Origin of the sequence: Nonomuraea guangzhouensis, from assembly GCF_019396345.1 — a bacterium.
GTDB lineage: Bacteria > Actinomycetota > Actinomycetes > Streptosporangiales > Streptosporangiaceae > Nonomuraea > Nonomuraea guangzhouensis.
In genome coordinates this window covers 399,277-424,066 of record NZ_JAHKRM010000010.1, presented here as the reverse complement: position 1 = coordinate 424,066, position 24,790 = coordinate 399,277, and the positions used below count along the sequence as shown (strand labels likewise).

Annotated in this window: 28 protein-coding genes and 1 tRNA gene; 15 read left to right on the top strand and 14 right to left on the bottom strand. The window is 68.7% G+C overall.

The genetic code is table 11. The features are described from left to right. Nucleotides 1-44: 44 nt before the first annotated feature. The 9 genes from KME78_RS23210 to KME78_RS23170 all read right to left on the bottom strand — a co-directional run bounded on the left by KME78_RS23210 (nucleotide 45) and on the right by KME78_RS23170 (nucleotide 8,207). A complete protein-coding gene (locus KME78_RS23210; protein ID WP_219531210.1) occupies nucleotides 45-1,469 on the bottom strand; it encodes an acyl-CoA carboxylase subunit beta in 1,425 nt (474 codons plus the stop codon). Next, nucleotides 1,470-2,702 carry a beta-ketoacyl-ACP synthase II gene (gene fabF / locus KME78_RS23205; protein ID WP_219531209.1) on the bottom strand — a complete coding sequence of 411 codons (1,233 nt, stop codon included), beginning with the start codon at nucleotides 2,700-2,702 and terminating at the stop codon, nucleotides 1,470-1,472. 53 nt (nucleotides 2,703-2,755) lie between these two features. Then, nucleotides 2,756-2,995, bottom strand: a complete 240-nt coding sequence (locus KME78_RS23200; protein ID WP_214635708.1) for an acyl carrier protein — start codon at nucleotides 2,993-2,995, stop codon at nucleotides 2,756-2,758. A gap of 88 nt (nucleotides 2,996-3,083) precedes the next feature. Further along, on the bottom strand, nucleotides 3,084-4,040 hold the full coding sequence (locus tag KME78_RS23195) for a beta-ketoacyl-ACP synthase III (RefSeq protein ID WP_219531208.1): 957 nt from the start codon (nucleotides 4,038-4,040) through the stop codon (nucleotides 3,084-3,086). Beyond that, nucleotides 4,037-4,933, bottom strand: coding sequence for an ACP S-malonyltransferase (locus KME78_RS23190; RefSeq protein WP_219531207.1), 897 nt, complete (start codon nucleotides 4,931-4,933; stop codon nucleotides 4,037-4,039). The genes KME78_RS23195 and KME78_RS23190 overlap by 4 nt, the downstream gene beginning before the upstream one ends. Nucleotides 4,934-5,036: 103 nt before the next feature. Beyond that, entirely contained in the window at nucleotides 5,037-6,161 is a 1,125-nt protein-coding gene (locus KME78_RS23185) for a PucR family transcriptional regulator (protein WP_219531252.1), read from the bottom strand. Nucleotides 6,162-6,232: 71 nt separating this feature from the next. Continuing rightward, nucleotides 6,233-6,664: a DUF350 domain-containing protein gene (locus KME78_RS23180; protein WP_219531206.1), complete on the bottom strand. Its 432-nt coding sequence runs from the start codon at nucleotides 6,662-6,664 to the stop codon at nucleotides 6,233-6,235. After that, a complete protein-coding gene (locus tag KME78_RS23175) occupies nucleotides 6,661-7,809 on the bottom strand; it encodes a glutathionylspermidine synthase family protein (RefSeq protein ID WP_219531205.1) in 1,149 nt (382 codons plus the stop codon). The genes KME78_RS23180 and KME78_RS23175 overlap by 4 nt, the downstream gene beginning before the upstream one ends. A 2-nt stretch (nucleotides 7,810-7,811) precedes the next feature. Further along, nucleotides 7,812-8,207, bottom strand: coding sequence for a hypothetical protein (locus KME78_RS23170; protein ID WP_219531204.1), 396 nt, complete (start codon nucleotides 8,205-8,207; stop codon nucleotides 7,812-7,814). Nucleotides 8,208-8,327: 120 nt separating this feature from the next. On the opposite strand from KME78_RS23170, the gene KME78_RS23165 reads away from it, so the two are divergent. The 3 genes from KME78_RS23165 to KME78_RS23155 all read left to right on the top strand — a co-directional run bounded on the left by KME78_RS23165 (nucleotide 8,328) and on the right by KME78_RS23155 (nucleotide 10,655). Beyond that, nucleotides 8,328-9,347 carry a PHP domain-containing protein gene (locus tag KME78_RS23165; protein WP_219531203.1) on the top strand — a complete coding sequence of 340 codons (1,020 nt, stop codon included), beginning with the start codon at nucleotides 8,328-8,330 and terminating at the stop codon, nucleotides 9,345-9,347. Between the two features lie 142 nt (nucleotides 9,348-9,489). Beyond that, on the top strand, nucleotides 9,490-10,218 hold the full coding sequence (locus tag KME78_RS23160; RefSeq protein ID WP_219531202.1) for a helix-turn-helix transcriptional regulator: 729 nt from the start codon (nucleotides 9,490-9,492) through the stop codon (nucleotides 10,216-10,218). A gap of 77 nt (nucleotides 10,219-10,295) precedes the next feature. Then, complete coding sequence (locus KME78_RS23155) at nucleotides 10,296-10,655, top strand: VOC family protein (RefSeq protein WP_219531201.1); 360 nt, start codon at nucleotides 10,296-10,298, stop codon at nucleotides 10,653-10,655. Nucleotides 10,656-10,787: 132 nt separating this feature from the next. Here KME78_RS23155 and KME78_RS23150 read toward each other — a convergent pair whose 3' ends face one another. The 3 genes from KME78_RS23150 to aceE form a co-directional block, all read right to left on the bottom strand. Further along, nucleotides 10,788-11,525, bottom strand: a complete 738-nt coding sequence (locus tag KME78_RS23150; RefSeq protein WP_219531200.1) for a maleylpyruvate isomerase family mycothiol-dependent enzyme — start codon at nucleotides 11,523-11,525, stop codon at nucleotides 10,788-10,790. 15 nt (nucleotides 11,526-11,540) lie between these two features. Further along, nucleotides 11,541-13,046 (bottom strand): alpha/beta hydrolase, encoded by a 1,506-nt coding sequence (locus tag KME78_RS23145; protein ID WP_219531198.1) that lies wholly within the window; start codon nucleotides 13,044-13,046, stop codon nucleotides 11,541-11,543. 163 nt (nucleotides 13,047-13,209) lie between these two features. Further along, nucleotides 13,210-15,957, bottom strand: a complete 2,748-nt coding sequence (gene aceE / locus KME78_RS23140; RefSeq protein WP_219531196.1) for a pyruvate dehydrogenase (acetyl-transferring), homodimeric type — start codon at nucleotides 15,955-15,957, stop codon at nucleotides 13,210-13,212. A 389-nt stretch (nucleotides 15,958-16,346) separates the two neighbouring features. Here aceE and KME78_RS23135 point away from each other — a divergent pair, with 389 nt between their 5' ends. The 7 genes from KME78_RS23135 to KME78_RS23105 all read left to right on the top strand — a co-directional run bounded on the left by KME78_RS23135 (nucleotide 16,347) and on the right by KME78_RS23105 (nucleotide 19,418). Further along, nucleotides 16,347-16,529 carry a DUF1918 domain-containing protein gene (locus KME78_RS23135; protein ID WP_219531195.1) on the top strand — a complete coding sequence of 61 codons (183 nt, stop codon included), beginning with the start codon at nucleotides 16,347-16,349 and terminating at the stop codon, nucleotides 16,527-16,529. Nucleotides 16,530-16,538: 9 nt separating this feature from the next. Continuing rightward, a complete protein-coding gene (locus tag KME78_RS23130; protein ID WP_219531193.1) occupies nucleotides 16,539-16,946 on the top strand; it encodes a secondary thiamine-phosphate synthase enzyme YjbQ in 408 nt (135 codons plus the stop codon). A 117-nt stretch (nucleotides 16,947-17,063) separates the two neighbouring features. Then, nucleotides 17,064-17,492 (top strand): DUF3052 domain-containing protein, encoded by a 429-nt coding sequence (locus KME78_RS23125; RefSeq protein WP_219531192.1) that lies wholly within the window; start codon nucleotides 17,064-17,066, stop codon nucleotides 17,490-17,492. Between the two features lie 37 nt (nucleotides 17,493-17,529). Then, nucleotides 17,530-17,982, top strand: coding sequence for a peroxiredoxin (locus KME78_RS23120; protein ID WP_308127096.1), 453 nt, complete (start codon nucleotides 17,530-17,532; stop codon nucleotides 17,980-17,982). Between the two features lie 11 nt (nucleotides 17,983-17,993). Then, a complete protein-coding gene (locus tag KME78_RS23115) occupies nucleotides 17,994-18,320 on the top strand; it encodes a hypothetical protein (protein WP_219531190.1) in 327 nt (108 codons plus the stop codon). 67 nt (nucleotides 18,321-18,387) lie between these two features. After that, complete coding sequence (locus KME78_RS23110) at nucleotides 18,388-19,329, top strand: ROK family protein (protein ID WP_219531251.1); 942 nt, start codon at nucleotides 18,388-18,390, stop codon at nucleotides 19,327-19,329. A 17-nt stretch (nucleotides 19,330-19,346) separates the two neighbouring features. Next, nucleotides 19,347-19,418, top strand: a tRNA-Val gene (locus KME78_RS23105). Between the two features lie 1,543 nt (nucleotides 19,419-20,961). Here the strand turns inward: KME78_RS23105 and KME78_RS66280 are convergent. Continuing rightward, nucleotides 20,962-21,096 carry a hypothetical protein gene (locus KME78_RS66280; protein ID WP_281428825.1) on the bottom strand — a complete coding sequence of 45 codons (135 nt, stop codon included), beginning with the start codon at nucleotides 21,094-21,096 and terminating at the stop codon, nucleotides 20,962-20,964. 123 nt (nucleotides 21,097-21,219) lie between these two features. Beyond that, entirely contained in the window at nucleotides 21,220-21,429 is a 210-nt protein-coding gene (locus KME78_RS68525; RefSeq protein ID WP_465264791.1) for a hypothetical protein, read from the bottom strand. 21 nt (nucleotides 21,430-21,450) lie between these two features. Between KME78_RS68525 and KME78_RS23100 the strand changes: the two genes are divergently transcribed. The 5 genes from KME78_RS23100 (at nucleotide 21,451) to KME78_RS23090 (ending at nucleotide 24,744) form a co-directional block, all read left to right on the top strand. Next, a complete protein-coding gene (locus KME78_RS23100) occupies nucleotides 21,451-21,849 on the top strand; it encodes a hypothetical protein (protein ID WP_219531189.1) in 399 nt (132 codons plus the stop codon). Between the two features lie 450 nt (nucleotides 21,850-22,299). Then, entirely contained in the window at nucleotides 22,300-22,422 is a 123-nt protein-coding gene (locus tag KME78_RS66275) for a hypothetical protein (protein WP_281428824.1), read from the top strand. A gap of 168 nt (nucleotides 22,423-22,590) precedes the next feature. Further along, on the top strand, nucleotides 22,591-22,884 hold the full coding sequence (locus KME78_RS23095) for a P-loop NTPase family protein (RefSeq protein WP_219531188.1): 294 nt from the start codon (nucleotides 22,591-22,593) through the stop codon (nucleotides 22,882-22,884). Nucleotides 22,885-23,167: 283 nt separating this feature from the next. Then, a complete protein-coding gene (locus tag KME78_RS66270) occupies nucleotides 23,168-23,299 on the top strand; it encodes a hypothetical protein (protein WP_281428823.1) in 132 nt (43 codons plus the stop codon). 422 nt (nucleotides 23,300-23,721) lie between these two features. Beyond that, nucleotides 23,722-24,744: a M23 family metallopeptidase gene (locus KME78_RS23090; protein WP_219531187.1), complete on the top strand. Its 1,023-nt coding sequence runs from the start codon at nucleotides 23,722-23,724 to the stop codon at nucleotides 24,742-24,744. Nucleotides 24,745-24,790 lie beyond the last annotated feature (46 nt).

The following is a 24,790-nucleotide window of genomic DNA, read 5'->3' as shown; positions in this document are numbered from 1 at the left end:
TCTTCCGATCTACCCATGAGGTGCGGGGCCCCTTTTCACACGACTTACAGGGGGATGTTGCCGTGGGCCCCCCTGGCCGGGGTGGCCTGGGCGAGGACCTTGGCGATCGCGCCCCGGGTCTCCTCCGGCTTGATGACCTCGTCGATCACGCCCAGCTGCTGCGCCCGCTCGAGCCCGCCCGCCAGCTTCTCGTGCTCCTCGGCCAGCCGCTGCTCCAGCTCGGCCCGCTCCTCTTCGGGAGCGGCGGCCAGCTCGCGCCGCTTCAGGATGCGCACCGCCGCGACCGCGCCCATGACCGCGATCTCGGTCGTCGGCCAGGCGAACACCTTGGTGGCGCCCAGCGCGCGGGAGTTCATGGCGATGTACGCGCCGCCGTACGCCTTGCGCGTGACCAGCGTGATGCGCGGCACCGACGCCTCGGCGAAGGCGTGCAGCAGCTTGGCGCCGCGGCGGACCACGCCGTCGTGCTCCTGTCCGACACCCGGGAGATAACCGGGCACGTCCACCAGGACAACCAATGGGACGCCGAAAGCGTCACACATACGAACGAAGCGGGCAGCTTTCTCGGCGGACGTGGCGTCGAGGCAGCCACCCAGCCGCATCGGGTTGTTGGCGATCACACCGACCGTCCGGCCACCGAGGCGGCCCAGCGACGTGACGATGTTGGGTGCCCACTTGGGGTGCAGCTCGATGCCCGGCTCGTCGAGCAGGCCGTTGACCAGCGGCTTGACATCGTAGGCACGCCGCGCCGATTCGGGCAGCAGCGTGGAGAAGTCGACCTCGTCGATGCCCGTGGTGCGGACCCGGCCCTGGTGGCCGAGCAGCACGGCGAGCTGCCGCGCGCGCAGCAGCGCGTCGGTCTCGGTCTTGGTGACGATGTGGACGACGCCACTGCGCTTGCTGTGCGGCTCGGGGCCGCCCAGCGCGGCGCTGGTCACGTCTTCGCCGGTGACGCTGCGGACCACGTCGGGCCCGGTGACGAAGATGCGGCCCGAGTCGGCCAGGATCACCAGGTCGGTCAGCGCCGGCCCGTAGGCGGCGCCACCGGCGGCGGCGCCGACGACCACGGAGATCTGCGGCACCACGCCCGAGGCCTTGGTCATCTCGCTGAAGACCCGGCCGACGGCGTGCAGCGACTCGACGCCTTCGGCGAGTCGCGCACCGCCGGAGTGCCAGATCCCGATGACCGGCACCCGTTCACGGACGGCCACGTCGTAGGCGTGCACGATGTGCTCGCAGCCCTCGCTGCCCATCGCGCCGCCCTGGAAGCGGGCGTCACTGCAGAAGGCGACGACGGGGACACCCTCGACGCGGCCCATGGCGGCGAGCACGCCGCTCCTGTCCTCAGGAGTGATCAGCCGCACCGAGCCCTCGTCGAGCAGCGCGGTCAGCCGGACGATCGGGTCACGGGGGTCGGCCGGCTCTTGATCGGAGCCCTGCGGAACGACCCGATTGTCGAGCACAGTCATTTAAGCCCCCTTGAACACGACGGCCACGTTGTGGCCACCGAATCCGAACGAGTTGTTGACCGCGGCGATGTCGCCTTGCGGCAGCGGGCGGTTCTCGCCGTAGACGAGGTCCACCTCGATGCCGTCGTCGAGACTGTCGAGATTGATGGTGGCGGGCACGAGGCGCTCCTGGAGCGCCTTGATCGTGAAGACGGACTCGATGCCGCCCGCGCCGCCCAGCAGGTGGCCGGTCATGGACTTGGTCGAGGTGACCAGCGGGTGGGTGCCGATGGCCTTGGCCACCGCCTGCACCTCGATGACGTCGCCCGCCGGGGTGGAGGTGGCGTGCGCGTTGACGTGCTTGACGTCATGGCCGGTGATGCCCGCATCGGTGAGCGCCTGGGTCATCGCCATGCTGATGCCCCGGCCTTCCGGCTCGGGATTGGTGATGTGGTGGGCGTCGGCGGAGTAGCCGACACCCGATGCGTAGGCGTAGATCCGCGCGCCGCGTGCCTTGGCGTACTCCTCGGACTCGAGCACGATGATGCCCGCGCCCTCGCCCAGCACGAACCCGTCACGGTCGCGGTCCCACGGCCGCGAGGCGCCCTCGGGGTCGTCGTTGCGGGTGGACATGGCGCGCGCGGCGGCGAAGGCGGCCACGTTCAGGCCGTGGATCGCCGCCTCGGTGCCGCCCGCGACCACCACGTCCGCCCGGCCGGACCTGATCATGTCCATCGCGTAGCCGATGGCCTCCGCGCCGGACGCGCAGGCCGAGACGGTGGCGTGCACGCCGGCCTGGGCGCCGCGATCGATGCCGATCCAGGCGGCCGGGCCGTTGGGCATCAGCATCGGCACCGTGAAGGGCGAGAGCCGGTTCCAGCCCCGCTCCTTGTAGGTGTCGTAGGCGGTCAGCGTGGTGGTGATGCCGCCGATGCCGGAGGACACCACGACGCCGAGCCGCTCGGGCGCCACCTCGGGCGCGCCCGCGTCGGCCCAGGCCTCTCGTGCCGCGACCATGGCGAACTGCTCGCTGCGGTCGAGGCGGCGGGACTCGGGCCTGGGCAGCACCTCGGTCGGATCGACCGCGGCCGTCCCCGCGAACTTCACGGGGACGGTGTCGATCCAGTCCGTGGTGAGGGCCTTGACGCCCGACTGACCGGCGAGGAGCGCCGACCAGGTCGAGGTGACGTCTCCACCGACGGGCGTCGTCGCGCCGAGCCCGGTGACCACGACACGTACCCGGTTTGCACTCACGTTTCGCGCTCCTTGTCGATCAGTTGGGAACTGAGATCAGTGGATGACTGAGGTCAGTTCTGGATGAAGGTGAGGACGTCCTTGACCGTCTTCAGGTTCTTGAGCTGGTCGTCGGGAATCTCGACGCCGAACTCGTCCTGGGCGGCCACGGCGATCTCGACCATGGACAGGGAGTCGATGTCGAGGTCGTCCACGAAGTTCTTCTCGGGGGTGACGTCGGTCGCCGGGATCCCGGTGATCTCGTTGATGATCTTGCCGAGGCCCTCGAGGATCTCCTGCTCGGTGGCAGCCATGTCGCTGTTTCTCCTTTGGTTTTTCTGGGTTCTGTACGGCTACGGCCGTACAAGCTCTGATGAGTACGGCACGGAGCCGTACCGGATCTTACGGAATCTCGATGACCTGACCCGCATAGGTCAGGCCGGCGCCGAAGCCCAGGATGAGCGCGAGCTCACCCGAACGGACCTCGCCACGCTCCAGCATGCGCGAGAGCGCGAGCGGGATGGACGCGGCGGAGGTGTTGCCGGCGGTCACGATGTCGCGCCCGATGACGGCCTGGTCGGCGCCGATCTTACGCGCGATCGCCTCGATGATGCGCAGGTTGGCCTGGTGAGGTACGAAGGCGGCCAGCTCCGACGGGTCGACCCCGGCACGCTCGCACGCCTCCTTGGCCACCGGGTGCAACGCGGTGGTGGCCCAGCGGAACACCGTCTGACCCTCCTGGTGGAGAGAGTCGTGGCGGTCGTTGATGATGATCGCGTCGGACTTGTCACCCGAGCTGCCCCAGACTACCGGCCCGATGCCGGGGGTGTCGGAGGGGCCGACCACCGCGGCGCCCGCGCCGTCGGCGAAGATCACGGCGGTGGACCTGTCGGTCCAGTCGATCCACTGCGACAGCTTCTCGGCGCCGATGACGAGCACGTGCTTGGCCGAGCCGGCGCGGATCGCGGAGCTGGCGACGCCGAGCGCGAAGCAGAAGCCGGCGCAGGCGGCGTTCACGTCGAACGCGCCGGGCGACTGGATGCCCAGGCGGTGGGCCACGACGGCCGCGGCGTTGGGGATCTGCGTCTCCAGCGTGCAGGTGGCGACGATGACCAGGTCGATGTCGGCGGCCGACAGGCCGCTGGCGGCCAGCGCCTTGCCACCGGCCTGCACCGCCATGTCCTCGACCGACTCGGCCGGACCGGCGACCCGGCGCTCCTTGATGCCGACCCGCGACTGGATCCACTCGTCGTTGGTCTCCATCGTCTTGGCCAGGTCGTCGTTGGTGACGACATTGGACGGCTGGTAGTGGCCGAGGGCCAGCACCTTGGCGCCCGGGGCGATGTCGGGAATCCTCACTTGATCAGCTCCCTGGCCGCGTCGAGATCGTCTGGGGTCTTCAGCGCCACGGTCCGTACGTCCCGCAGCCCGCGCTTGGCCAGGCCGGTCAGCGTGCCGCCCGGCAGCAACTCGATCATCCTGGTGACACCGAGGTCGGCCATCGTGGCCATGCAGCGGTCCCATCGGACGGGGCTGCTGACCTGGTCGATCAGGCGCCGCATCAGCTGGGCGCCGTCGGTGACCACCTGGCCGTCGGCGTTGGACAGCAGCTTGACCCGCGGGTCGGCGGGGGTGATGCCCTCGGCGGCCGTACGCAGGTGCTCGACGGCCGGAGCCATGTGCTCGGTGTGGAAGGCGCCCGCGACGGAGAGCGCGATCAGCCTGGCCCGGGCCGGCGCGTCCGCCTTGAGGGCGGCCAGCTGCTCCAGCGTGCCGCCGGCCACGATCTGGCCGGCGCCGTTGACGTTGGCAGGGGTCAGGCCGTGCTTGTCGATGGCGGCCAGCACCTCGGCCTCCACGCCGCCGAGCACCGCGGTCATGCCGGTCTCGGTGACGGCGGCGGCCTTGGCCATGGCCTGGGCGCGCTCGCGGACCAGCGTCAGGGCCTGCTCGGGGGTCAGCACCCCGGCCAGCGCCGCCGTGGCGAACTCGCCGACGCTGTGGCCGGCCAGCAGGTCGGGGGTCGCGCCGAGCGCCTCGGCCGAGGCCAGCGCGGTGGCTACGAGCAGGGGCTGGGCGACCGCGGTGTCGCGGATCTCGTCGGCGTCGGCCTTGGTCCCGTACGTGATCAGATCGAGGCCCGCGACCTCGGACCACGCGGCCAGTCGATCCGCGAGTCCGGGGAGTTCGAGCCAGGGTGTCAGGAAGCCTGGTGTCTGGGCACCTTGGCCCGGAGCGACGAGTACAAGCACAAAATCCACACTGCCCTGTAGAAGTCCGACACGCGGATAAGGATCCGTACGAACTTTATCCAAGGAGTTTTGTAGCAATCCTACAGTGGGGGTTTCGGCGTTGTTACGTTAGGGCCCGCCAGGTAACGGCACTCTCCGAAAGCCTGCCGAGAATCAGCCCCACCTGCAAGGTGAAGGCCGACCTCCCTTCCGTCGGCTGGTAGCCGGTCAGCTCGGTGATCTTCTTGAGCCGGTAGCGGACGGTGTTGGGGTGGACGAACAGCAGCCGGGCCGTGGCCTCCAGCGAGGTGCCCTGCTCCAGGTAGGTGGCCAGCGTATCGAGCAGCGGCGTGCCGGCGAGGGGCAGGTAGACGTTCTCGATGAGCTGCTCCCTGGCGTCGTCGTCGCCGTCGAGCGCCCGTTCGGCGAGCAGGTCCTCGGCGTGCACCGGGCGGGGCGCGTCGGGCCAGCCGGACGAGGCCTTCAGCCCGGCCAGCGCCGCCTTGGCCGATCTGGCGGCGGCGTGCAGGTCGGGCACCTCCGGACCGATGACGATCGGGCCCTCCCCGAAGCGGGCCACGACCTGCTTGGCCGCGGCGTCCACGCTGTTGGCGCCGCCCACGATCACGATCAGCCGGTCGGCCTGCACTCCGGCGAGCAGGTCCATGCCGATGCGGCGGCCCTTCTCGCGCAGCCCGTCGATCACCGCGCGCGGGTCGTCCTCGGGGGCGCGGCCCGCGATCACGACGACGGGGGAGGAGGTCCAGCCCAGCGCGGCGGCCCAGGAGTGCAGCCCGTCGTCGACCTCGCCGCGCACCAGCGCGTCGACGATCAGCGCCTCCAGCCGGGCGTCCCACGCGCCCCTGGCCTCGGCCTCGCGGGCGTAGACGTGGGCGGCGGCGAAGGCCACGTCGCGGGTGTAGCGGAGCATGGCCTGCTCGAGCTGGTCCTCGCCGCCCGGCGCGGCCAGCTCGTCGGTCTGCGCCTCGACCACCTCCACGACGATCCTGACGATGTCGACGGTCTGCTGGAGCGAGATCGACCGCTTCAGCTCGCGTGGCGCGGTGCCGAAGAACTCGATGCTGGGCGTGGGCCGGTTCTCGCCCGCGTGCTGGAACCACTCCACGAACGCGGCGATGCCGGCCTGCGCCACCAGGCCCACCCAGGAGCGGTCCTCGGCGCTGAGGGCGCGGAACCACGAGAGCTGATCGTCCATGCGCGCCATGGCCGCGGTGCCGAGCGAGCCCATGGCCCGCTCCAGCCTGCGGGTGGTGTCCTCCCGGGTCCGGTCTGTCACGCCTCCTAGAGTGCCAGGTCGGATCAGATGACCGCGACCGCGGTGATGAGCCCGATGGCCACGTGGGTGACGGCGAGCAGCCGGGCGCCCGGCTGCAGCTCGGGCTCCTTGACCAGGTCGCGTACCGAGATGCCGACCAGCTTGTCGAAGACGAGCATGGCCACGGTCTGCACCACGATGCCGACCAGCCCGAAGACGGCGGTGCCGGCCAGGCCCTCGGTGAGCCGGCCGCCCGACGACCAGATGGAGGCCGCGACGATCAGGCCCACCGCGGCCAGCGCCGAGGTGGCCAGCAGCGTGGCGTTGGGGTTGCGCTCGGTGCGGATGATCGAGCTCAGCTTGCCGGGCGTGGCGAGGTCGATCACGTAGAAGCCGACGATCAGCAGCACGACGCCCACGGCGGCGTAGGCGGCGATGGCGCCCGCGCCGCGGGCGAGGGTCTCCAGCAGGGTCATGGATGCTCGATTCGGTGAGGTACGAAGGAAGAGGTGTCGTCGGTGATCAGGCCAGTAGTCTCCCTGATACCCAATCCGGCGGCCTCGTCGGCGATCACCCAGGCGCCGAGCACCGGCCGCTCGCCCTCGAAGTCGGGCAGGGCGTCGAACCCCTGGAAGACGTAGCCCTCCTGGCCGTAGGAGCCGGGCGTCTCCTGGGTGCCGTCCGGCGTGACGATGCGCATCGAGGCGCCCTCCCTGCCCAGGAGCGGCTTGGCGATGTAGGAGTCCAGGTTGCGGGGGCCGTCGAGGTAGGCGGGCAGCAGGTTGGGATGGTCCGGGTAGAGCTCCCACAGGACGGCCAGCAGCGCCTTGTTCGACAGCAAGGTCTTCCACAGCGGTTCGATCCAGGTCGCGTGCCGTACGGCGTGCCGGCCGAACGGGTCGGCCAGCATCCACTCCCACGGGTAGAGCTTGAACGCCGAGCGGATCATCCGCTCCTCGACGTCGACGAAGCGGCGGTTGAGCTCGTCCCAGCCGATGTCCTCCATGGCGACGGCGACCGTGCTCAGCCCGGCCTGCTCGGCGGTCTCCTGGAGGTAGGCCAGGGTCATCGCCTCCTCGCCGGTCTCGTCCATGTTCGTCCAGGCGAAATGGATCGGCCCCGTGGGCAGGGTCAGCTCGCGCCAGCGGTCGATGAGCCGTTCGTGGATGGAGTTCCACTGGTCGCCGTCGGGGTGGACGTCCTTGAGCCAGAACCACTGCGCCACCGATGACTCGACCAGCGAGGTGGGCGTGTCGGCGTTGTACTCCAGCAGCTTGGCCGGGCCCGTGCCGTCGTAGCGCAGGTCGAAGCGGGCGTACAGGTGCGGGTCGCGCCGCTCCCACGAGCGCGCCACGTCCCCCTGCGCCCAGGAGGGGATGGCGAAGTCGGCATAGCGCCCGGTCGAGACGACGTGCTCCACGGCGCGCAGGCACATCCCGTGCAGCTCCTCGACCTGCTCCTCCAGCTCCTCCACCTCCTCCAGGGAGAAGACGTAGTGGATGGACTCGTCCCAGTAGGGCCGGGTGAGTCCTTCCGGGTGGGCGGCTCGGTGATAGGCCAGGCCCTGGCTCTCGATCGTCTTCTCCCAGCCGTCCCTGGGCGTGCCGTGTTCGCGCCGCACCGTCAGCCTCCGCCGCCCCAGTGGCTGCCGAAGCCGCCACGCTGGATGGAGCGGCCGTTGCGGCTGGAGATGTTCACGTCGGAGGGGCGGTAGCTGGTGCCGGCGCGCACGCGCGTGCCGATCCTTGTGCCGCCGTAGTACCAGTGGTAGGCGCCGCGCGAACCGCCGTAGAAGTGGGTCGAGCCGTCGTCGTCATCGTCGCAGAGGGACTCGTCGACGATCTCGTACGAGCCGTCGCTCAGCTGGTTGTTCATGTCGACGCAGTCGGCGGACACGTCGTCGTCGTTCTGGGCCGCGCAGTAGCCCACCAAGAGGACGGACACGACGCCGAGGACGGACAGGGTGATCACCTTCGACGCCTTCGGCCGCTTGGGGGCCTCCGGCGGGGGAGGCGACACGGGCGGCGAATATCCCATCAAGCTCCTGCTTTCATTGGCCGAACAGCCTATAGGCGCAGCTCTCGCGGGTTCAATGTCTGGAGCGGACAGCTTGCACTTGGCTTGGGTACGTATCTACGCATGACACCGGTCGAGGCGCTGCGCGAGATCGCCTTCCTGCTCGAACGGGCCGGCGAGCCCACCTACCGCGTACGCGCCTTCCGCAACGCCGCCGCCGTCGTCTCCGAGCTGCCCCACGACGAGCTGGTACGGCTGGCCCGGGTGGGCGGCCTGACCGAGCTGCCGGGCATCGGCAAGGTCACCGCGCTGGCGATCACCGAGGCGCTGGACGGCGAGGTGCCCACGTACCTGCGCCGGATGCGCGCCACCGAGGGCGCCGACCTCGACGACGAGACCGCCTCGCTCAGGGCGGCGCTCAAGGGCGACCTGCACAGCCACTCGGACTGGTCCGACGGCGGCTCGCCGATCGAGGAGATGGCCGAGGCGGCCAAGGCGCTCGGCCACGAGTACTGGGCGCTGACCGACCATTCGCCTCGCCTGACCGTGGCCAACGGACTGTCCGCCGAGCGGCTCAGGAAGCAGCTCGACCAGGTGGAACGGCTCAACGAGCGGCTCGCGCCGTTCAGGATCCTGACCGGCGTCGAGGTCGACATCAACCTCGACGGCACGCTCGACCAGGAGCCCGAGCTGCTGGCGCGGCTCGACGTCGTGGTGGCCAGCGTGCACTCCAAGCTGCGGATGAGCGGCCATGAGATGACCCGGCGGATGGTGACGGCGATCGCGAACCCGCACGTGGACGTGCTCGGCCACTGCACGGGACGGGTCGTGCAGGCGGGCGGCCGGCGGGGCCGGGTCCGGCCGGAGTCGGACTTCGACGCCGAGCTGGTCTTCGAGGCGTGCCGCCGGTTCGGGGTCGCGGTCGAGATCAACTCGCGGCCCGACCGGCTGGACCCGCCGAAACGGCTGCTGCGGCTGGCCTACGAGATGGGCTGCGACTTCGCGATCGACTCCGACGCGCACGCGCCCGGCCAGCTCGACTGGCAGCGCCACGGCTGCGAGCGCGCCGCCCGGTGCGGCATCGAGGCGGCGCGCATCGTCAACACCTGGCCGCTCGCCGATCTGCTGGCGCGTCACGCCTGACCTTCGCTCGCACGCCACACCCGGCTTCCGCTCGCGCGTAACGTCCGAATTCTTCTGGCGCGTCACGCTTGAAGTGGGATCGCCTGCCTGGTAGGGGCTTTGGGACGCGCGATTGTCGGTGGCGCGGCGTAACGTCGCGGGTGTGAACCGTACCGACCGGCTGTACGCGCTCGTCGAGGACCTGCGCGCGATCTCGCCACGCTGCCGTTCCGCCCGGGAGCTCGCCAAGCGGTTCGAGGTCAGTGCGCGCACGATCGAGCGCGACATCACCGCGCTGCAGGAGTCAGGGGTGCCGATCTACGCCGAGCCGGGGCGCAAGGGCGGCTACGCGATCGACAAGAAGATGTCGCTGCCCCCGCTCAACTTCACCCCCGCCGAGGCGGTCGCCATCGCCGTGGCGCTGAGCCGGGCGGGCGACCAGCCCTTCGGCAGGCAGGCGCGCAGCGCGCTGCGCAAGGTGGTCGCGGCCATGCCGGGGCCGGAGGGTGACCTGGCCAGGGAGCTGGCGCGACGGGTGCAGATGGTCGCCGAGCCGCCCGAGCCGGGTGCCGACATCCAGCCGCTGGGCGGCGAGGGCATCTCCCGGGCGATCGAGGAGGCCCTGCTGCGCCGCCGCGTGCTCAGGCTCGACTACGCCGACGCGAAGGGCGCGCTGACCTCGCGCGATGTCGAGCCCGGGGTGTTCCTGGGCGGTCGTGGCGGTTTCTGGTATCTCGTGGCGTGGTGCCGCCTGCGCGATGACGTGCGGGTCTTCCGGCTCGACCGGATCGCCGCGGCCTCGGTCACCGCCGAGCGCTGCCCCGACCGGCCGCTGGAAGGGTTCGCCCCCGACGTCCCGGAGATGATCGTGCACGGCACGATGCTCGATTAATCAATCGAAAACACCGACATAGGGTTGTCGCTCAGCCGTTAGATCGTTGTCTTGTTCGAGAAACAAGGGAGACGACGATGGACAACACGGTTACCTGGTTCGAGGTCGCGACCGACGACCCCGAAGGTGCCCAGCAGTTTTATGGCGGCTTGTTCGGCTGGACGTTCGACGCTTCGGAGGGCGGTCCGATCGACTACCGGATCATCGGCTATCCGGGCAGTCCGCAGCGCGGAGGCGGCCTCTTCAACACCAAGGGCGAGTTCCCCAGCCACGCGATCTTCCACGTGCAGGTGGCCGACGTGGAGCAGAAGTGCCGTGAGACCGAGTCGCTGGGCGGCAAGGTCGTCACGAAGATCATCGACGACGGCGCGGGCACCGACTTCGCCTATCTTCAGGACGGCTCGGGCAACCTCTTCGGGATCTTCCACCGCAGGTGACCCGGCCGAGCGTGCACCCAGGAAGGCACCTTCCCCGCTGACCGGGCACGCGCGGAGCCGCTCAGGCGAGCGGTCACCCGCCCTGGACCCGCTGCCGACCGCCGAGTGGCGGCGTGTCCAGGGCCTCACCTGTCAGAGCGAGGCGGCCGTCAGCCAGCGGTCCAGGAAGGCGCGGTCGCCGTGGACGGTCAGCCCGTCGGGGGAGCGCCTGCCGTACAACATGAGCAGCAGGTCGCTCACCGGGGCCTGAACGGCGACGTCGCCCTTCGCGTGGCCGCGCGCCCAGGTGATCCGGCCCGCCGGGCCCTGGGTGAGAGTCCATTCGCCGTCGCCGGCGTGGAGGTGGATCGTGGCCCCCTCCGCGCCGAGCTCCGCCAGCTGCTTGGTGACCCAGGAGGCGTGCGGCAGGGAGTCCAGCAGCTCCTCGATCCCGTCGATCGCGATCGGCGCGGCGACGACGGGCGCCACGCCGACCGCGAGCTCGGCGTCACAGCGGTGAATGACCAGCTCGAACAGCATCCGCCGGGCCCACCAGCCCGCGCGCCGGTCGCCGCCCCAGGCCCAGACCGGCGTGTCCGGGTCCGTCGCCCGCAGCGTGGCGACCAGTTCCCGCGCGCCCGCCACCAGCCAGGCCGGATCGCCGCGCTGTCCCTCGGCCAGGCCGTTGGGCACCTGATGGGGCCAGATCGGCTCCTGCCGCCGTGTCTCCACGATGTGCAGCACCCACCGGTGCAGGGAGCCGACGTGCGTGATCAGATCCGCCAGGGTCCAGCCGGGGCAGGGCGGCACCGGAGCGGCGGGATCGGCGCCGGTGGCCAGCTCGGCCAGCCGGGCGGTCTCGCTCTCCACCAGTGAGCAATAGTCCGTCACGCGTCCGAGCCTAGGTCAGACCGCCTTGCAGGAGGCACCCTTCTCGGGCACCTTGCCGGCGAGCAGATAGGCGTCGACGAACCGCTTGACGCACTTGTTGCCCGACAGGTACGAGCCGTGCCCCTCGCCCTCGTACGTGACCAGCGTGGCCGTCTTGAGCTGCTTGGTCAGCTTGGGCGCCCACTCGTACGGCGTGGCCGGGTCGCCCTTGCCGCCCACCACCACGATCGGCCCCGAGCCCGCCGCGTCGACGTGCCTGGCCTCGTCGCTGCCCTTGACCGGCCAGACGCTGCACAGCCCGCCCGCGCCCTCGCTGCCGAACAGCGGCGACAGCTTCACCGCCTCGTCCTCGGTGCGCCGCAGCGTGGCCTCGTCGGGTCGTTCGGCGCTGTCGGCACAGGTGATCGCCGGGAAGCTGGTCATCTGCGTGGAGTATGTGCCGTTCGCCGACCTGCCGCTGTAGGAGTCGGCCAGGTAGAGCAGCGCCTGCCCCTGGCCCTTGAGCGCCGCGCCGAGCGCGTTGCCCAGGAACGGCCAGGCGAACTGCGAGTAGAGGGCGGCGGCGACGCCGGTGGAGGCCAGGCCCTGGGTGAGGTCCCGATCGCCGACCCTGATCGGCTTGGCGGCGAGTCGGCTCATCAGCCGATCGACGTTCGCGCTGGCCGTCGCCACGTCGTCGCCGACCTCACAGGTGCCGCCCTTGACGCAGTCCTTCAGGAAGCTCTCGTAGGCCTGCTGGAAGCCGCGGGTCTGGGCCAGCGTGCGCTGCTCGAAGGTGACCGTGGGGTCGAGCGGGGCGTCGAGCACCGTACGGCCGACCTTCTTGGGGAACTCGGTGGCGTAGACCGCGCCGAGCTGCGTGCCGTACGACATGCCGAAGTAGTTGAGCTTCGCGTCGCCCACCGCGGCGCGCAGCCGGTCCATGTCGCGGGCGGCGTTGACCGTGCCGACGTACGGCAGGATCTTGCCGGAGTTCTTCTCGCAGAGATCGGCGAACTTCTTGTTGGCCGCGTCGCCCTCCTCGCGGGTCTGCTCGTTGTCGGGCAGCGTGTCGAGGGCCATGAACTCATCCATTTCCCTGCCGTCGCCGCACCGCACCCCCGAGCTCCGCTCGACGCCGCGCGGGTCGAAACTGACCAGGTCATAGCGGGTACGCAGGCTGGTCAGCGACTTGGCGGCCTGGTCGAGCGTGTCGACGCCGGAGCCGCCCGGACCGCCGAAGTTGAACACCAGTGAGCCCAGCCGCTTGCTCTGGTCGGTGGCGGGGAGCTTGATGAGCGCGATCTCGATCTTGTCGCCATCGGGTTCGGCGTAGTCGAGGGGCACGGCCAGTTTCCCGCACCGTACGGAGGTGTCCTGCCTGGCCGGCTTCTGCCCGTTGGGCCGCTTGATGTCCGTGCACGGCCCCCAGGCGATCTGCTGGGCGGCGCCGACATCCCCGTCGACGGCCGGTTTCGCCGGTGCGCTCATGCAGGCGGCCGCCGTTGTGGCAAGCGTGACACCGGCTAGGACCCGTCGCATTCCATCTCCCCCTCGGACTCTCAGGGGGAAGTTTTCCCCACAATACGTGAGTCCGTACCAACGGAGCGAGGGTGCACGTATCCCTCCTCAGCGTGTCGGCCCGAAAGGGCGACGCCCTCGCGGAAGATCTTCCGCGAGGGCGTCGTCGTCCGTCGTGGCGTGCTCAGACGCCCATCGACTGGGTGTCGTTGCTCTCCGCGCCACCGGCCTCGGTCACGCCGTTCTTGAGGTGGTAGCGGGCGATCGCCTCGCGCAGCACCTCGCCGTCGAGCTCGCCCCGCTTGACCAGGCTGGTCAGCACGGCCAGCGTGATCGAGGCGGCGTCGACGTGGAAGTGGCGGCGCAGCGCGGACCGGGTGTCGGACAGGCCGAACCCGTCGGTGCCCAGCGAGGACCAGTCACCCGGAACCCACTGCGCGATCTGGTCCTGCACGGCCTTCATGTAGTCGCTGACGCCCACGAACGGGCCGCTGGCCTGCGAGAGGGCCTGGGTGACGTACGGCACGCGCGGCTCGGCGTCGGGGTTGAGGAGGTTGTGCTCCTCGCACTCCAGGGCGTCGCGGCGCAGCTCGGTCCAGGAGGTCGCCGACCACACGTCGGCCGATACGCCCCATTCCTCGGCCAGCAGCCGCTGGGCCTCGACGGCCCACGGCCCCGCTACGCCCGACGACAGGATGTTGGCCTTCGGCCCCTGCGTCTGAGGTGCCTCGGCGAACCGGTAGAGGCCCTTGAGCAGGCCCTGCACGTCGAGGTCCGCGGGCTGCGGGGGCTGCGTGTAGGGCTCGTTGTAGATCGTCAGGTAGTAGAAGACGTTCTCCTGCTGCTCGCCGTACATCCGGCGCAGGCCGTCCTTGACGATGTGCGCGACCTCGAAGGCCCACGACGGGTCGTAGGAGACCGCGGCCGGGTTCGTCGAGGCGATCAGCGGCGTGTGGCCGTCCTCGTGCTGTAGGCCCTCGCCGTTGAGCGTGGTGCGGCCGGCGGTCGCGCCGAGCAGGAAGCCGCGGCCCATCTGGTCGGCCATCTGCCACATCTGGTCGCCGGTGCGCTGCCAGCCGAACATCGAGTAGAAGATGTAGATCGGGATCATGTGCTCGCCGTGCGTGGCGTAGGCCGTGCCCGCCGCGATCGCCGAGGCCATCGAGCCCGACTCGGTGATGCCCTCGTGCAGGATCTGACCCTGGGTGTGCTCCTTGTACGACAGCAGCAGCTCCCTGTCGACGGCCTCGTACGTCTGGCCGTGCGGAGAGTAGATCTTCGCCGTCGGGAACATAGCGTCGAGGCCGAACGTACGGGCCTCGTCGGGGATGATCGGCACGAACCGGTGGCCGATCTCCTTGTCGCGCATCAGGTCCTTCAGCAGCCGGACGAAGGCCATCGTGGTGGCCACCTGCTGCTTGCCGGAGCCCTTGCCGAACTGCTCGTAGACGTTGTCGGCGGGCAGCTTGACCGGCTTGGCGCGCATGACGCGCTTGGGCAGCATGCCGCCCATGGCCGCGCGGCGCTCCTTCATGTACTCGATCTCGGGGTCGTTGTCGCCCGGGTGGAAGTACGGGGGCAGCTCGCCTTCGAGCGCGGAGTCGGGGATCGGCAGGTAGAGCCGGTCGCGGAACTCCTTCAGCTCGGCCTTGGTGAGCTTCTTCATCTGGTGGGTGGCGTTGCGCGCCTCGAAGTCCTTGCCCAGCGTCCAGCCCTTGATGGTCTGGGCCAGGATGACCGTCGGCTGGCCGACGTGCTCACGGGCCGCCTTGAAGGCCGCGTAGACCTTGCGGTAGTCGTGGCCGCCGCGCGACAGCTTGCGGATGTCGTCGTCGGACAGGTGCTCGACCATCTTGCGCAGGCGCGGGTCGCCGCCGAAGAAGTTGTCGCGGATGTAGCCGCCCGACTCCACGGAGTAGGTCTGGAACTGGCCGTCGGGCGTGGTGTTCATCTGGTTGACCAGCACGCCGTCGACGTCGGCCGCCAGCAGCGGGTCCCAGTCGCGGCCCCAGACGACCTTGATGACGTTCCAGCCGGCGCCGCGGAAGTAGGACTCCAGCTCCTGAATGATCTTGCCGTTGCCGCGTACCGGGCCGTCGAGCCGCTGCAGGTTGCAGTTGATGACGAAGGTGAGGTTGTCGAGCTCCTCGCGGGCCGCCAGGCCGATCGCGCCGAGCGACTCGGGCTCGTCCATCTCGCCGTCACCCAGGAACGCCCACACGTGGCTGCGGCTGGTGTCCTTGAGCTGGCGGTTGAGCAGGTAGCGGTTGAACCGCGCCTGGTAGATCGCCCCGATCGGCCCCAGGCCCATCGAGACGGTCGGGAACTCCCAGAAGTCGGGCATGAGCCGCGGGTGCGGGTAGGAGGGCAGGCCGTGGAAGCCGTGCGACAGCTCCTGCCGGAACGCGTCGAGCTGCGCCTCGTTGAGGCGGCCCTCCAGGTAGGCGCGGGCGTAGATGCCCGGCGCGGCGTGGCCCTGGAAGAAGACCTGGTCGCCCGACTCACCGTGGTCCTTGCCGCGGAAGAAGTGGTTGAAGCCCACCTCGTACAGGGACGCGGCCGAGGCGTAGGTGGCGATGTGGCCGCCGACGTTGGTGCGCGCGTTGGCGCGGGTCACCATGATCGCGGCGTTCCAGCGGATGTAGGCGCGGATCCGCCGCTCGACGTGCTCGTCGCCGGGGAACCAGGGCTCGCGCTCCGGCGGGATCGTGTTGATGTAGTCGGTGCTGCGCAGGCCCGGCACGCCGACCTGGTGCTCGCGAGCGCGCTCCAGCATGCGGAGCATGAGGTAGCGGGCTCTGCTGCGGCCCTCCGTCTTGACCACGTTGTCGAGGGACTCGAGCCACTCGTTGGTCTCACTGGGGTCGACATCAGGCAGCTGGCTGGGTAGGCCGTCGCTGATGATCGAAAATCGCTGGCGTCCGGAAGCCACTGGGTCTCGCCTTCCGAGGATGACTGATGTCTGGTCTGGGTCGCCTTCCATCCTGGTCGCTTGCCGTAGAAAGTGCATCTCTACTGGCCGGTAACCAGGGTGTCCCTGCTGGCAGGGTCACCATTGGTGGCCTAGACCACCGATGGTAGGACGAATCCCGGGCCAAGGTTACAGGCGACGGCCAATTTAACAAGTACGGAAAAGCTACGTAATTTCACCGTATGCGTCCTGTGAGTGTCCCCCAAGGGGGATGGCGTCACTCACGCGGGTGCGATCGGGCCGGGCCGCGAGGGCGCACTGTAACGGTTCGGTCATGATTCTCCCTCCGCCTTCAGAGGGAGGCGGATATGCCTCTTTCCGTACGGGCGTCCGCGTACGAGTCTGGAGGTATGAACGCGACGGTAGGCGATCGGCTCCTGATGCACGGCAACACCGTGGGTGAGCGGGACCGCAACGGGATCATCATGGAGATCAAGGGATCCAACGGCGGGCCCCCGTACATCGTGCGGTTCGACGATGGGCACACAGGCCTGGTGTTTCCCGGCCCCGATGCGGTCGTCGTGCCTAAGTAGGATTCGTGTGTGAGATCTCAGATCATCTCCGTGGCCACGGGTTCACGGGAGACGGTGCACGACATCACCTCGGAATGCGCGGACTTCGTGCGGGCTCTGGGGGAGGACGGGCTGCTGCACGTCTTCGTCCCGCACGCGACCGCCGGGGTGGCACTGGTCGAACTGGGGTCGGGCAGCGATGACGATCTCGTCGCCGCCTTGCGCGACCTGCTACCGGCCGACGACAGGTGGCGTCATGCCCACGGGTCGCCCGGTCATGGCAGGTCACACGTCATGCCCGCGCTCATCCCGCCGTACGCGACCATCCCCGTGCTCGGCGGGCGGCTGGCGCTGGGCACCTGGCAGTCCATCGCACTCGTCGACCTCAACGTCGACAACCCGCAACGCCAGGTACGCCTGTCGTTTTTGTCGGATTGATTCAGGCTGTCTACGGCCGTACCCGTGGCGACCGTTGACGACTAAGGGTCACAGCGTGTGGACTGTCCCGAAGCGATAAACCGCATATGCGGGGCCACTCAAGCAGGAGGGATAAACGTGAGCGCGACCGCGGGTCAGGCGCAAAGTGAGCGCGGCCTGGCCGAACGGCTCGGCCTCAAGCCGGGTCAGGTGGTGCAGGAGATCGGTTGGGACGAGGACGTCGACGACGAGCTTCGCGACTCCATCGAGGACCTGACTGGTAACGAGTTGCTGGATGAGGAGACCGACGACGTCGTCGACGTGGTGCTGCTGTGGTGGCGCGACGGAGACGGGGACCTCTTCGACGTCCTCACCAACGCCATGCGAGCTCTCGCCGAAGCCGGCCAGATCTGGCTGCTGACTCCCAAGGCCGGGCGCGACGGCCATGTGGAGCCGAGCGACATCGGGGAGGATGCCGCTACCGCGGGTCTCTCGCAGACCAGCAGCATCTCCGCCGCGCCTGATTGGTCCGGGACCAGACTGGTCACGCCGAAGGGCCGACGCTAGGGAGCCTGAGCGCCTGCCATGCGGCAGGATGGCGTGTGTGAACGAACGTCCTGCCGAGGTCGGCGCCCTTGCTCCAGACTTCGAACTGCGGGACCAGCACGGCACTCCGGTGAAGCTGTCAGACTTCCGGGGGAGGAAGGTCGTGCTGGTCTTCTATCCGCTTGCCTTCAGCGGCGTGTGCCATCAGGAGCTGTCGGCACTGCGTTATTTCCATGCCGACGCGCAGGTCCTCACGGTCTCGGTCGACTCCATGTTCACCCATCGTGCCTGGGCGGATCGAGAGGGTTACGAGTTTCCGCTGCTCTCCGATTTCTGGCCACATGGACAGGTCGCGCGGGCGTACGGTGTGTTCGATGACGAGAAGGGGATTTCTCTACGGGGGACCTTCATCATCGACGGCGCGGGCGTGATCCGGTGGTCGGTGGTCAATCCGACCGGCCAGGCGCGTGACGTGGCCGACTACATCAAGGCACTCGCCGACATTTCTTAACGGAGGAAACGATGCCCTGCTACCGCTGCGGGGCCCGGCAGACGGACCCCGTCCGTGGCGCCAGCCCGTGGAAGCGGGGGGTTCGCCGTGAGACCCAGGTGCTCATCTGCCCGGACTGTCAACGGCTGCACGACCTCGACCTCGAGGCCTGCGGCACCTGCGGGTCCACGTCGCTGATCTGCCGTCTGGGCGAGGTGGAGTGCAGGGCCTGCGGATCCGTACGGCAGGCACGCGCGGACGCGTTCGTGGGGTCGGACGCGATGGCGGGTTCGGGCGCTCCGCCCGGGCTGTCGGCCGAGGTCGAGGCGGCACTGAACCGGGTGCTCGGCCGGGCCTGACCCGGGCCGGCCGTCTCAGCTTTCCGGACATTTGCTGCGCTGCGCTATCGTCTGCTGCGTGTCTGCAATGAGTTCGTTCGTGGTGGCGCTCGACGTCGGTGGCACGTCCATGAAGGGCGGTCTGGTCAGCGAGTCCGGCGCGGTACTCCTGAGCGAGCGTTGCCCCACCCCGCGTGCCGAGGGCCCGGAGGCCGTCGTGGCCGCCATCCGGGAGTTCATCAGCCACCTGGCCGACTCCGGCGACGGCATCCCGGCAGGCGTCGGCCTGGCCGTGCCGGGGCTGGTGTCCGAAGACACGGCCGTCTACGCGGCGAACCTCGGCTGGCGTGACGTCCCGGCCTCCGATTTCACCTCCCTCGACGTGCCGGTCATGCTCGGTCACGACGTACGCACCGGCGGCCTGGCGGAAAGCGTCCTCGGCGCGGGCCGCGGCGTGCCCGACTTCCTCTTCCTGCCCATCGGCACGGGCATCGCCGGCGCCATGATCGTCCACGGTCAGCCGTACGGCGGCTCCTCCGGCTGGGGCGGCGAGATCGGCCACATCCCGGTCTTCCCGGACGGGGAGCAGTGCGCGTGCGGCCAGTTCGGCTGCCTGGAGACGTACGCGTCGGCGGCCTCGGTCGGCAGACGCTACAGCCTGCGCGCCGGCATCGAGGGCGTCCGCGCCGAACAGGTCGTCTCCTCGGACGACCCCCTGGCCGTGGAGGTGTGGGACGAGGCCGTGGAGGCCCTGTCGCTGGCCCTGGCCACGTACACCCTGCTCCTGGACCCCTCCATGATCGTCCTGGGTGGCGGCCTGGCCGAGGCGGGCCCCGCCCTCTTCGACCCCGTCCGCACCCGCCTCGTCAAACGCCTCGCCTTCCGCGACGCCCCACCCCTGCTGCCGGCCGCCCTGGGCGTCGACGCCGGCATGCTGGGGGCGGCTCTGCTGGGGTGGCGAGCGGCGGGGCGGGAGGACCTGGGGCCCGGGTGGGTGATGGATGTGCGATCGGAGCCGTTGGTGTCGTAAGGTGTAGTGCCGATCAGGGGCGGTTAGCTCAGCGGTAGAGCACTCGCCTTACAAGCGAGGGGTCACTGGTTCGATACCAGTACCGCCCACCTGCATCACGAAGCCCCGTAGCGATCTTGCTACGGGGCTTCGTGTCATTAGCTCACGCGGGCGGGCGGAGCGATAGGTAGGGATTCCTGCCGTTCGATCCCATGTGGGATGCTCTGCGCTGTGACGGAGCCCGAGGATCCCCAGCTCTCCCGTTCGCCGACCAATGCCCCCGAGAACTATGAAACGGTCCGAACCATAGGGACTGTGTCCATGGTCGCCGGTGTCGCCATATCGTTCGGGATTCTGATCTTCGATGAACGATCCCCCTCGTGGCCATGGCTCGTTGGTCTGTGGATCATGGCCCTGATCGGCGTTGGCTTGCGGGTTGAGGCGGGGATTCGTGAGCGTCGACGCTCTTGAGCATGGGCGTGCCATGAGGCCACGTCGAGCGGGCCTCGCCGCAGCTCCTTGCATGATCACGGGGCGGATCTGGTGCCGGTAGACCGTCTCGGTGACCACCGTGTTGGGGTGCCCGACCAGGCGTGAGATGTCCTCGATGGGGATGCCGGAGTCTGACAGCACGGACACGAAGCTGTGCCGCAGCTCGCGAGGTAACCACTTCCGTCTGGTGGGCCTCGCGCCTCGACGACCTTCCGGAAGTCGCGCCGTACGTTGCGCGCGGTGACGGGAGTACCCGTGCGTGTGCAGACACGAGGCCCGTGTCCTTCCATCGGTCCCCCGTCTTATCCTGCGCGATGTCCTGGGCTTCCTTGAGCAGGCGCGGCGCGTTCACACAACGCTCACCGGTCTGCCGCATGCCACTTGGTGACCATCGTCTGGGGCGAGGAGAGAGTCGGGGAGCTCGATGAAACGTTTGCCCAGGTAGGGGCTCAAATTCCGTCGAACGGGTGGGCGCGCTCAAGGTGTGCGGCGGGAGGTCATCGCCGAGAGAAGGAACCACGAACCCGCCGCGGTGCATCCGATCGCTAGAAAGATCAGTGCCAGGGACAATGCGTGTGACCGGCCCATCACCATATTGGACATCGACAGGAAAACGGAGAAGAGGCCCATGAATAGTTGTCCCAAGCCGTGACGGCGCGGTTCATATTGCGTACGCCTGCCCCACAACGGGCGGGGGAGCCGCTTGGTAGCGAGTGTGTATATCCCGGATACAGCAACGACGCACCCGAGCCCTAGCGTGACTGCCCATGCCACTGTGAAGTCCACTTGAGTCAGCTCCTCGGGGCGCGGAGGTATGCCCCCTCTTCCGGAGATCATTCTGTCGGATCGCTTTGACGAAGATCAAGCGGGTGCACTGCCGTACGGCGGCGCCCGACATGCGATCCGAGGGCCTATCCCTACTGAGTAACTATCTGAGTGACAACGACCCCGGACGGGCGTGGACAGCCGAGAATGTGGACCGCCGCCCAGGAGACTACCTACTCAGGCACGCTCAACCGGCAGGCAGCACAGCGGCCGGGCGGGGAAGGTCGCCGCGGGGGCGCCACCGCAACTGCCTGCTGGAAGCGGTGCGACGAGACCAGGCGGCGGCAATCCCTACCCCCTCCGGCAGGGAACGCACCTGTCTCGCCGCGCCGGTCATCAGCTGGCGACGTACTCGGCTAGGACGTTCGCTGCCCCCAGGTGCCTCTGCTCGGCGCACTGCCAGGAGTAGTAAGTTCCGCCGAATCCGACGAACACCCACACCGGCATCCCCGGCTCACGCTGGTGCACCATGAGAGCCCTGTTGTTGTCCCCAAGCTCGGCGTTGACGCCGAGGTTCGTGAGCTGGTCGCGCGACCATATCGCCCTCTTCCTGGTTCGGCGAGAAGCCAGCTGTAGCCGTCTGTATGATCGAATTCATCTTCCGCCCCCTTCGGCCTGGTCGTCGCCGAGGCAGTCGAGGCACTCGCGCTCCCGTTCGTAGGTCGCGTCATCGACTCGGAATTTGCCGTCGGCACCGGGATATCGGATCTGGAATCGGTCGGAAGGTAGTTGACGAATGTTTCCGAAGCGCGGCTTGCCTGGCTTGTTTGTGACAGCCGTGCGACTGATCCGATAGACAGTCACACACCGACATAGGGGGCTTTCATGCGGATCTTGATGGGTTGCCTTACAGCTGTGGTGCTCATTCCCTTAGCCGGGGCGCTCTGGCTCTTCGTGCCACCGATCTGGGAGGAGAATGCTCGGCTCGACAAGTTCCAGGGCCGCGTCTCTGCGTACCCTCTCCCGCCAAGGACACAGGTCAGCGACAGCGATGCTGCGATCGACAGGGCGCCAGACGCCAACGGCGACTACTGCGAATACATGGTGCGCTTGACGCTTCAGACCGAACTATCGCTGGCAGACATCCGGGATTACTACAACAAGGCCGACATTGCGGGAGTCTCCAACCCTGCGCAGATCTATGCGGAGTCCCCCGCCGGCGGGTCCGTTGTTGTGGAGTTCTCGGACATCGACTCCAACCCCTTGGACCTGCGTTGCACGTAGGCGACTACGGGATCGGGTAGACGTACGCATGGCCGAGAAACGGCGACCGGCGAACGTACACGCGAGCCGGGCTTGCCGCTCCGTCCCCGGCCCGCTGCCGCTGCGCGGTGAGTCGACGGCGTACGAGGGGCAGGGAGAGGGTTTCAGAAACCGGTGTTGCAGGGACTGCGGCGTACCTATCGAGCGGAGCCGTCCAGGCGTCGTTGATCGACATTGAGTGTGTCTCATGCACCACGTGCCCGTCGCTGTGCTGGACGGTGCGCCGGATGAGGCCCTTGCTGCCGCTGGAGCACAGCTCGTACACCGTAGCCCGGCATGCGCAGGTCCAAGCCCGGCATGCGCAGGTCCAGGCCAGCGGGCGGAGTCGTTCGAGAGCGCCGAGCGGTAGCGCCCATTCGACGCGTAGGTGATCTCTCCGGAGGGTCCGCATGTGGCACCGGTCAGAAGGTCATGCGCGCCCTTCGCGCGGACGGGCTGATTCGTACAGAGCCCGGCATGGGCAGCTTCGTGACCACGCCCGAAGAGCGCAAGGAGATCGAGGCCGAGCGGACGAAGCGCTCGAAGCCTGAGTGACTGGCTGGGTGACAACCGCCATGGGCGAGTGCGGACGTTGGTGATCGTCTAGAAAGGGACCCACCGACCAATGGGCGCCGCCAGGTCGTTCCGACCACCGATCCCGACCGCTCCGCTCCCTCCAAGGGGTCTGTCCCGCCGCATCCCGTGGCCATAACATCCGGTGGCATGCTGCGAAACCTCTTCCTTGGTGCGGGAACCCTCCTGATCCTCGTTGGCGTTGGCATGATCGTGTTCGATCCTCCCGGTCTCTTCTACAGCTCCGACGGAAGGGGAACGACAACGTCTACGCCCACATCCTTTGCCCTGGTCGCGCTGAGCGAGCCCGTACTTCTCGTCGTTGGAGGCGTCGGGATGATGCTCGGTGCCATCGCCGCAGCAGGCACGTGCAACGGACAAGCCGCCTCCGGCAGGGGCACACGGCTCCGGGGTGATCGCCAGAGCGAACCCGTGGAGCCGTAGATCAACGTAACCATGTGCCGGTTACATTTGCTCGAGTTCTAGTTACCTTTCGTCGCCTTCCGATGCGGCGCCTAGCTTCCCGTCCGGCGCCGCCGACGGCACCAGCCTCCTGATCGAGCGTCTTGCCCGTCGTCTCAAAGCCGCTGCCGCCGCCCGTTCGCTGGAGACGCCCCGTCTGGAGCCCTTGCATCCGAAGCTTTCGGCATCCGCGTACTCGATGCCATGCGGCACAACCCTGTGCCGGCCATCCGCGCCGCAGGCGCGCAGCGGATAGCCTCGTGGGGTGGACGATGAGCTCTCAGGCAGGCCGGTGACCGACGTCGAGGTCGCTCTCGGGGTCGGCCTCATGGTGTTGCTCCTTCTGCTGCCCACCATCATCTGGCTCGCCACGGTGTTGCTGCGCCGCCATAGATAGGGCCTCCACCGGCGGTCTCGGCCGTCCTTGGCCGCTCAGTGGCGTGTACGTCCGGCGCCCATACCTTCGCCCGGCACACCGGGGGTCGTGGTCGCCACCACGGCCCGGGGCGCCGTCCGGAAGAGGCCAAGCCCGGTCGGATCTGGTGGCCTCGCGCACATCTTTCACCGGTGTGCCGTCCTGCCGCACCGGCTCCGCGTCGCGGGCACGTAGCCGCAGGTCAACCCGCGTCATCCCAGCCTTCGGTGACTGAGGGCGACCACCCTGTGCCCGAATCGGTCGGCTCTCTATGCAGGGTTCTGGATGTTCTCTGTATGGCTCATCCACACTCTTGATCTCCAGCAAGTGCGTTTCGAACGACCTCATAGACATGCACGGTGCCGGCCAAGCCTCGTCCCCGGCACACGTAGAAAGGATTTCGTATGAGACCCAAAGGGGTACTCACGGTGGGGTTCGCCCTGTTTGTCTGTCTCGCGTCGGGTCAGGCCGCGTTAGCCAGCACGACGGGGGCCGAGGCCGGTCCGACGCCGACTGCTACACCGACCGCCACGAAGACCGTCACCCCCACCCCCACACCGACCTCCGGGGCGGAGAACAACGACCCCCCGAACCAGGTCGAGGGTCCGCAGGTGTCGACCCTGGCCGCGCCGGGCTTCCAGCTCCCCTTCCCCTGCGGCCAGTCGTGGAACGGCAACTCCAGCGGGAGCAGCGCCCACCGGTCCTATGAGATCGACTTCAACCGGGGCAGCACGCCGAACGCCGACCTCGGGGACACCGTCGTCGCCGCTGCGGCGGGCACCGTGGTCATCTCGGCCCACCAGGGTTCGGTCAACGGCTACGGCAACCTGGTCAAGATCGACCACGGGGGCGGCTGGACGTCCTTCTACGCGCATCTGAACTCGCGCGCCGTCGCCGCCGGAGCCAAGGTCACCCAGGGCCAGAAGATCGGCGCGGTCGGCAACACCAGCAGGCCGGGCAACGGCATCTCGCCTCACCTGCACTTCGAGGTGCGCCAGGGCACCAGCTACCCGTCGAACATCCGCAAGGCCGTCTTCAACGGGGCCACGTTCGGCTACCCGAACCAGACCCTCACCTCCAAGAACTGCGGCGGAGGCGGCGGCAACCCGCACACCCCCGCGTCGGTGTGCGGCAGCGGCTACAAGGTGATCGACTCGGCCGCCCTGGGTACGGCGGGCAAGGTCTACCTGCTGTTCAACTCGGCCAACGGCAAGAACTGCGTGGCCACCATCAAGGCGACCTCCCTTGGCAAGGCCACCGCGGCCAGCGCCTATCTGGAGGTGAAGGATAAGCCGCGGGTCAGCGACACCGGCAACTTCACTTACTACGCGGGTCCGGTAACCGCCAGCGCGGCGGACAAGTGCGTCAAGTGGGGCGGCAAGGCCGGTACGGCCACCTACAACAGTCCCTTCGAACACTGCACCTGACGTCTGAACCATGAACGCCGCCACCCCCTGCGGGTGGCGGCGCCTT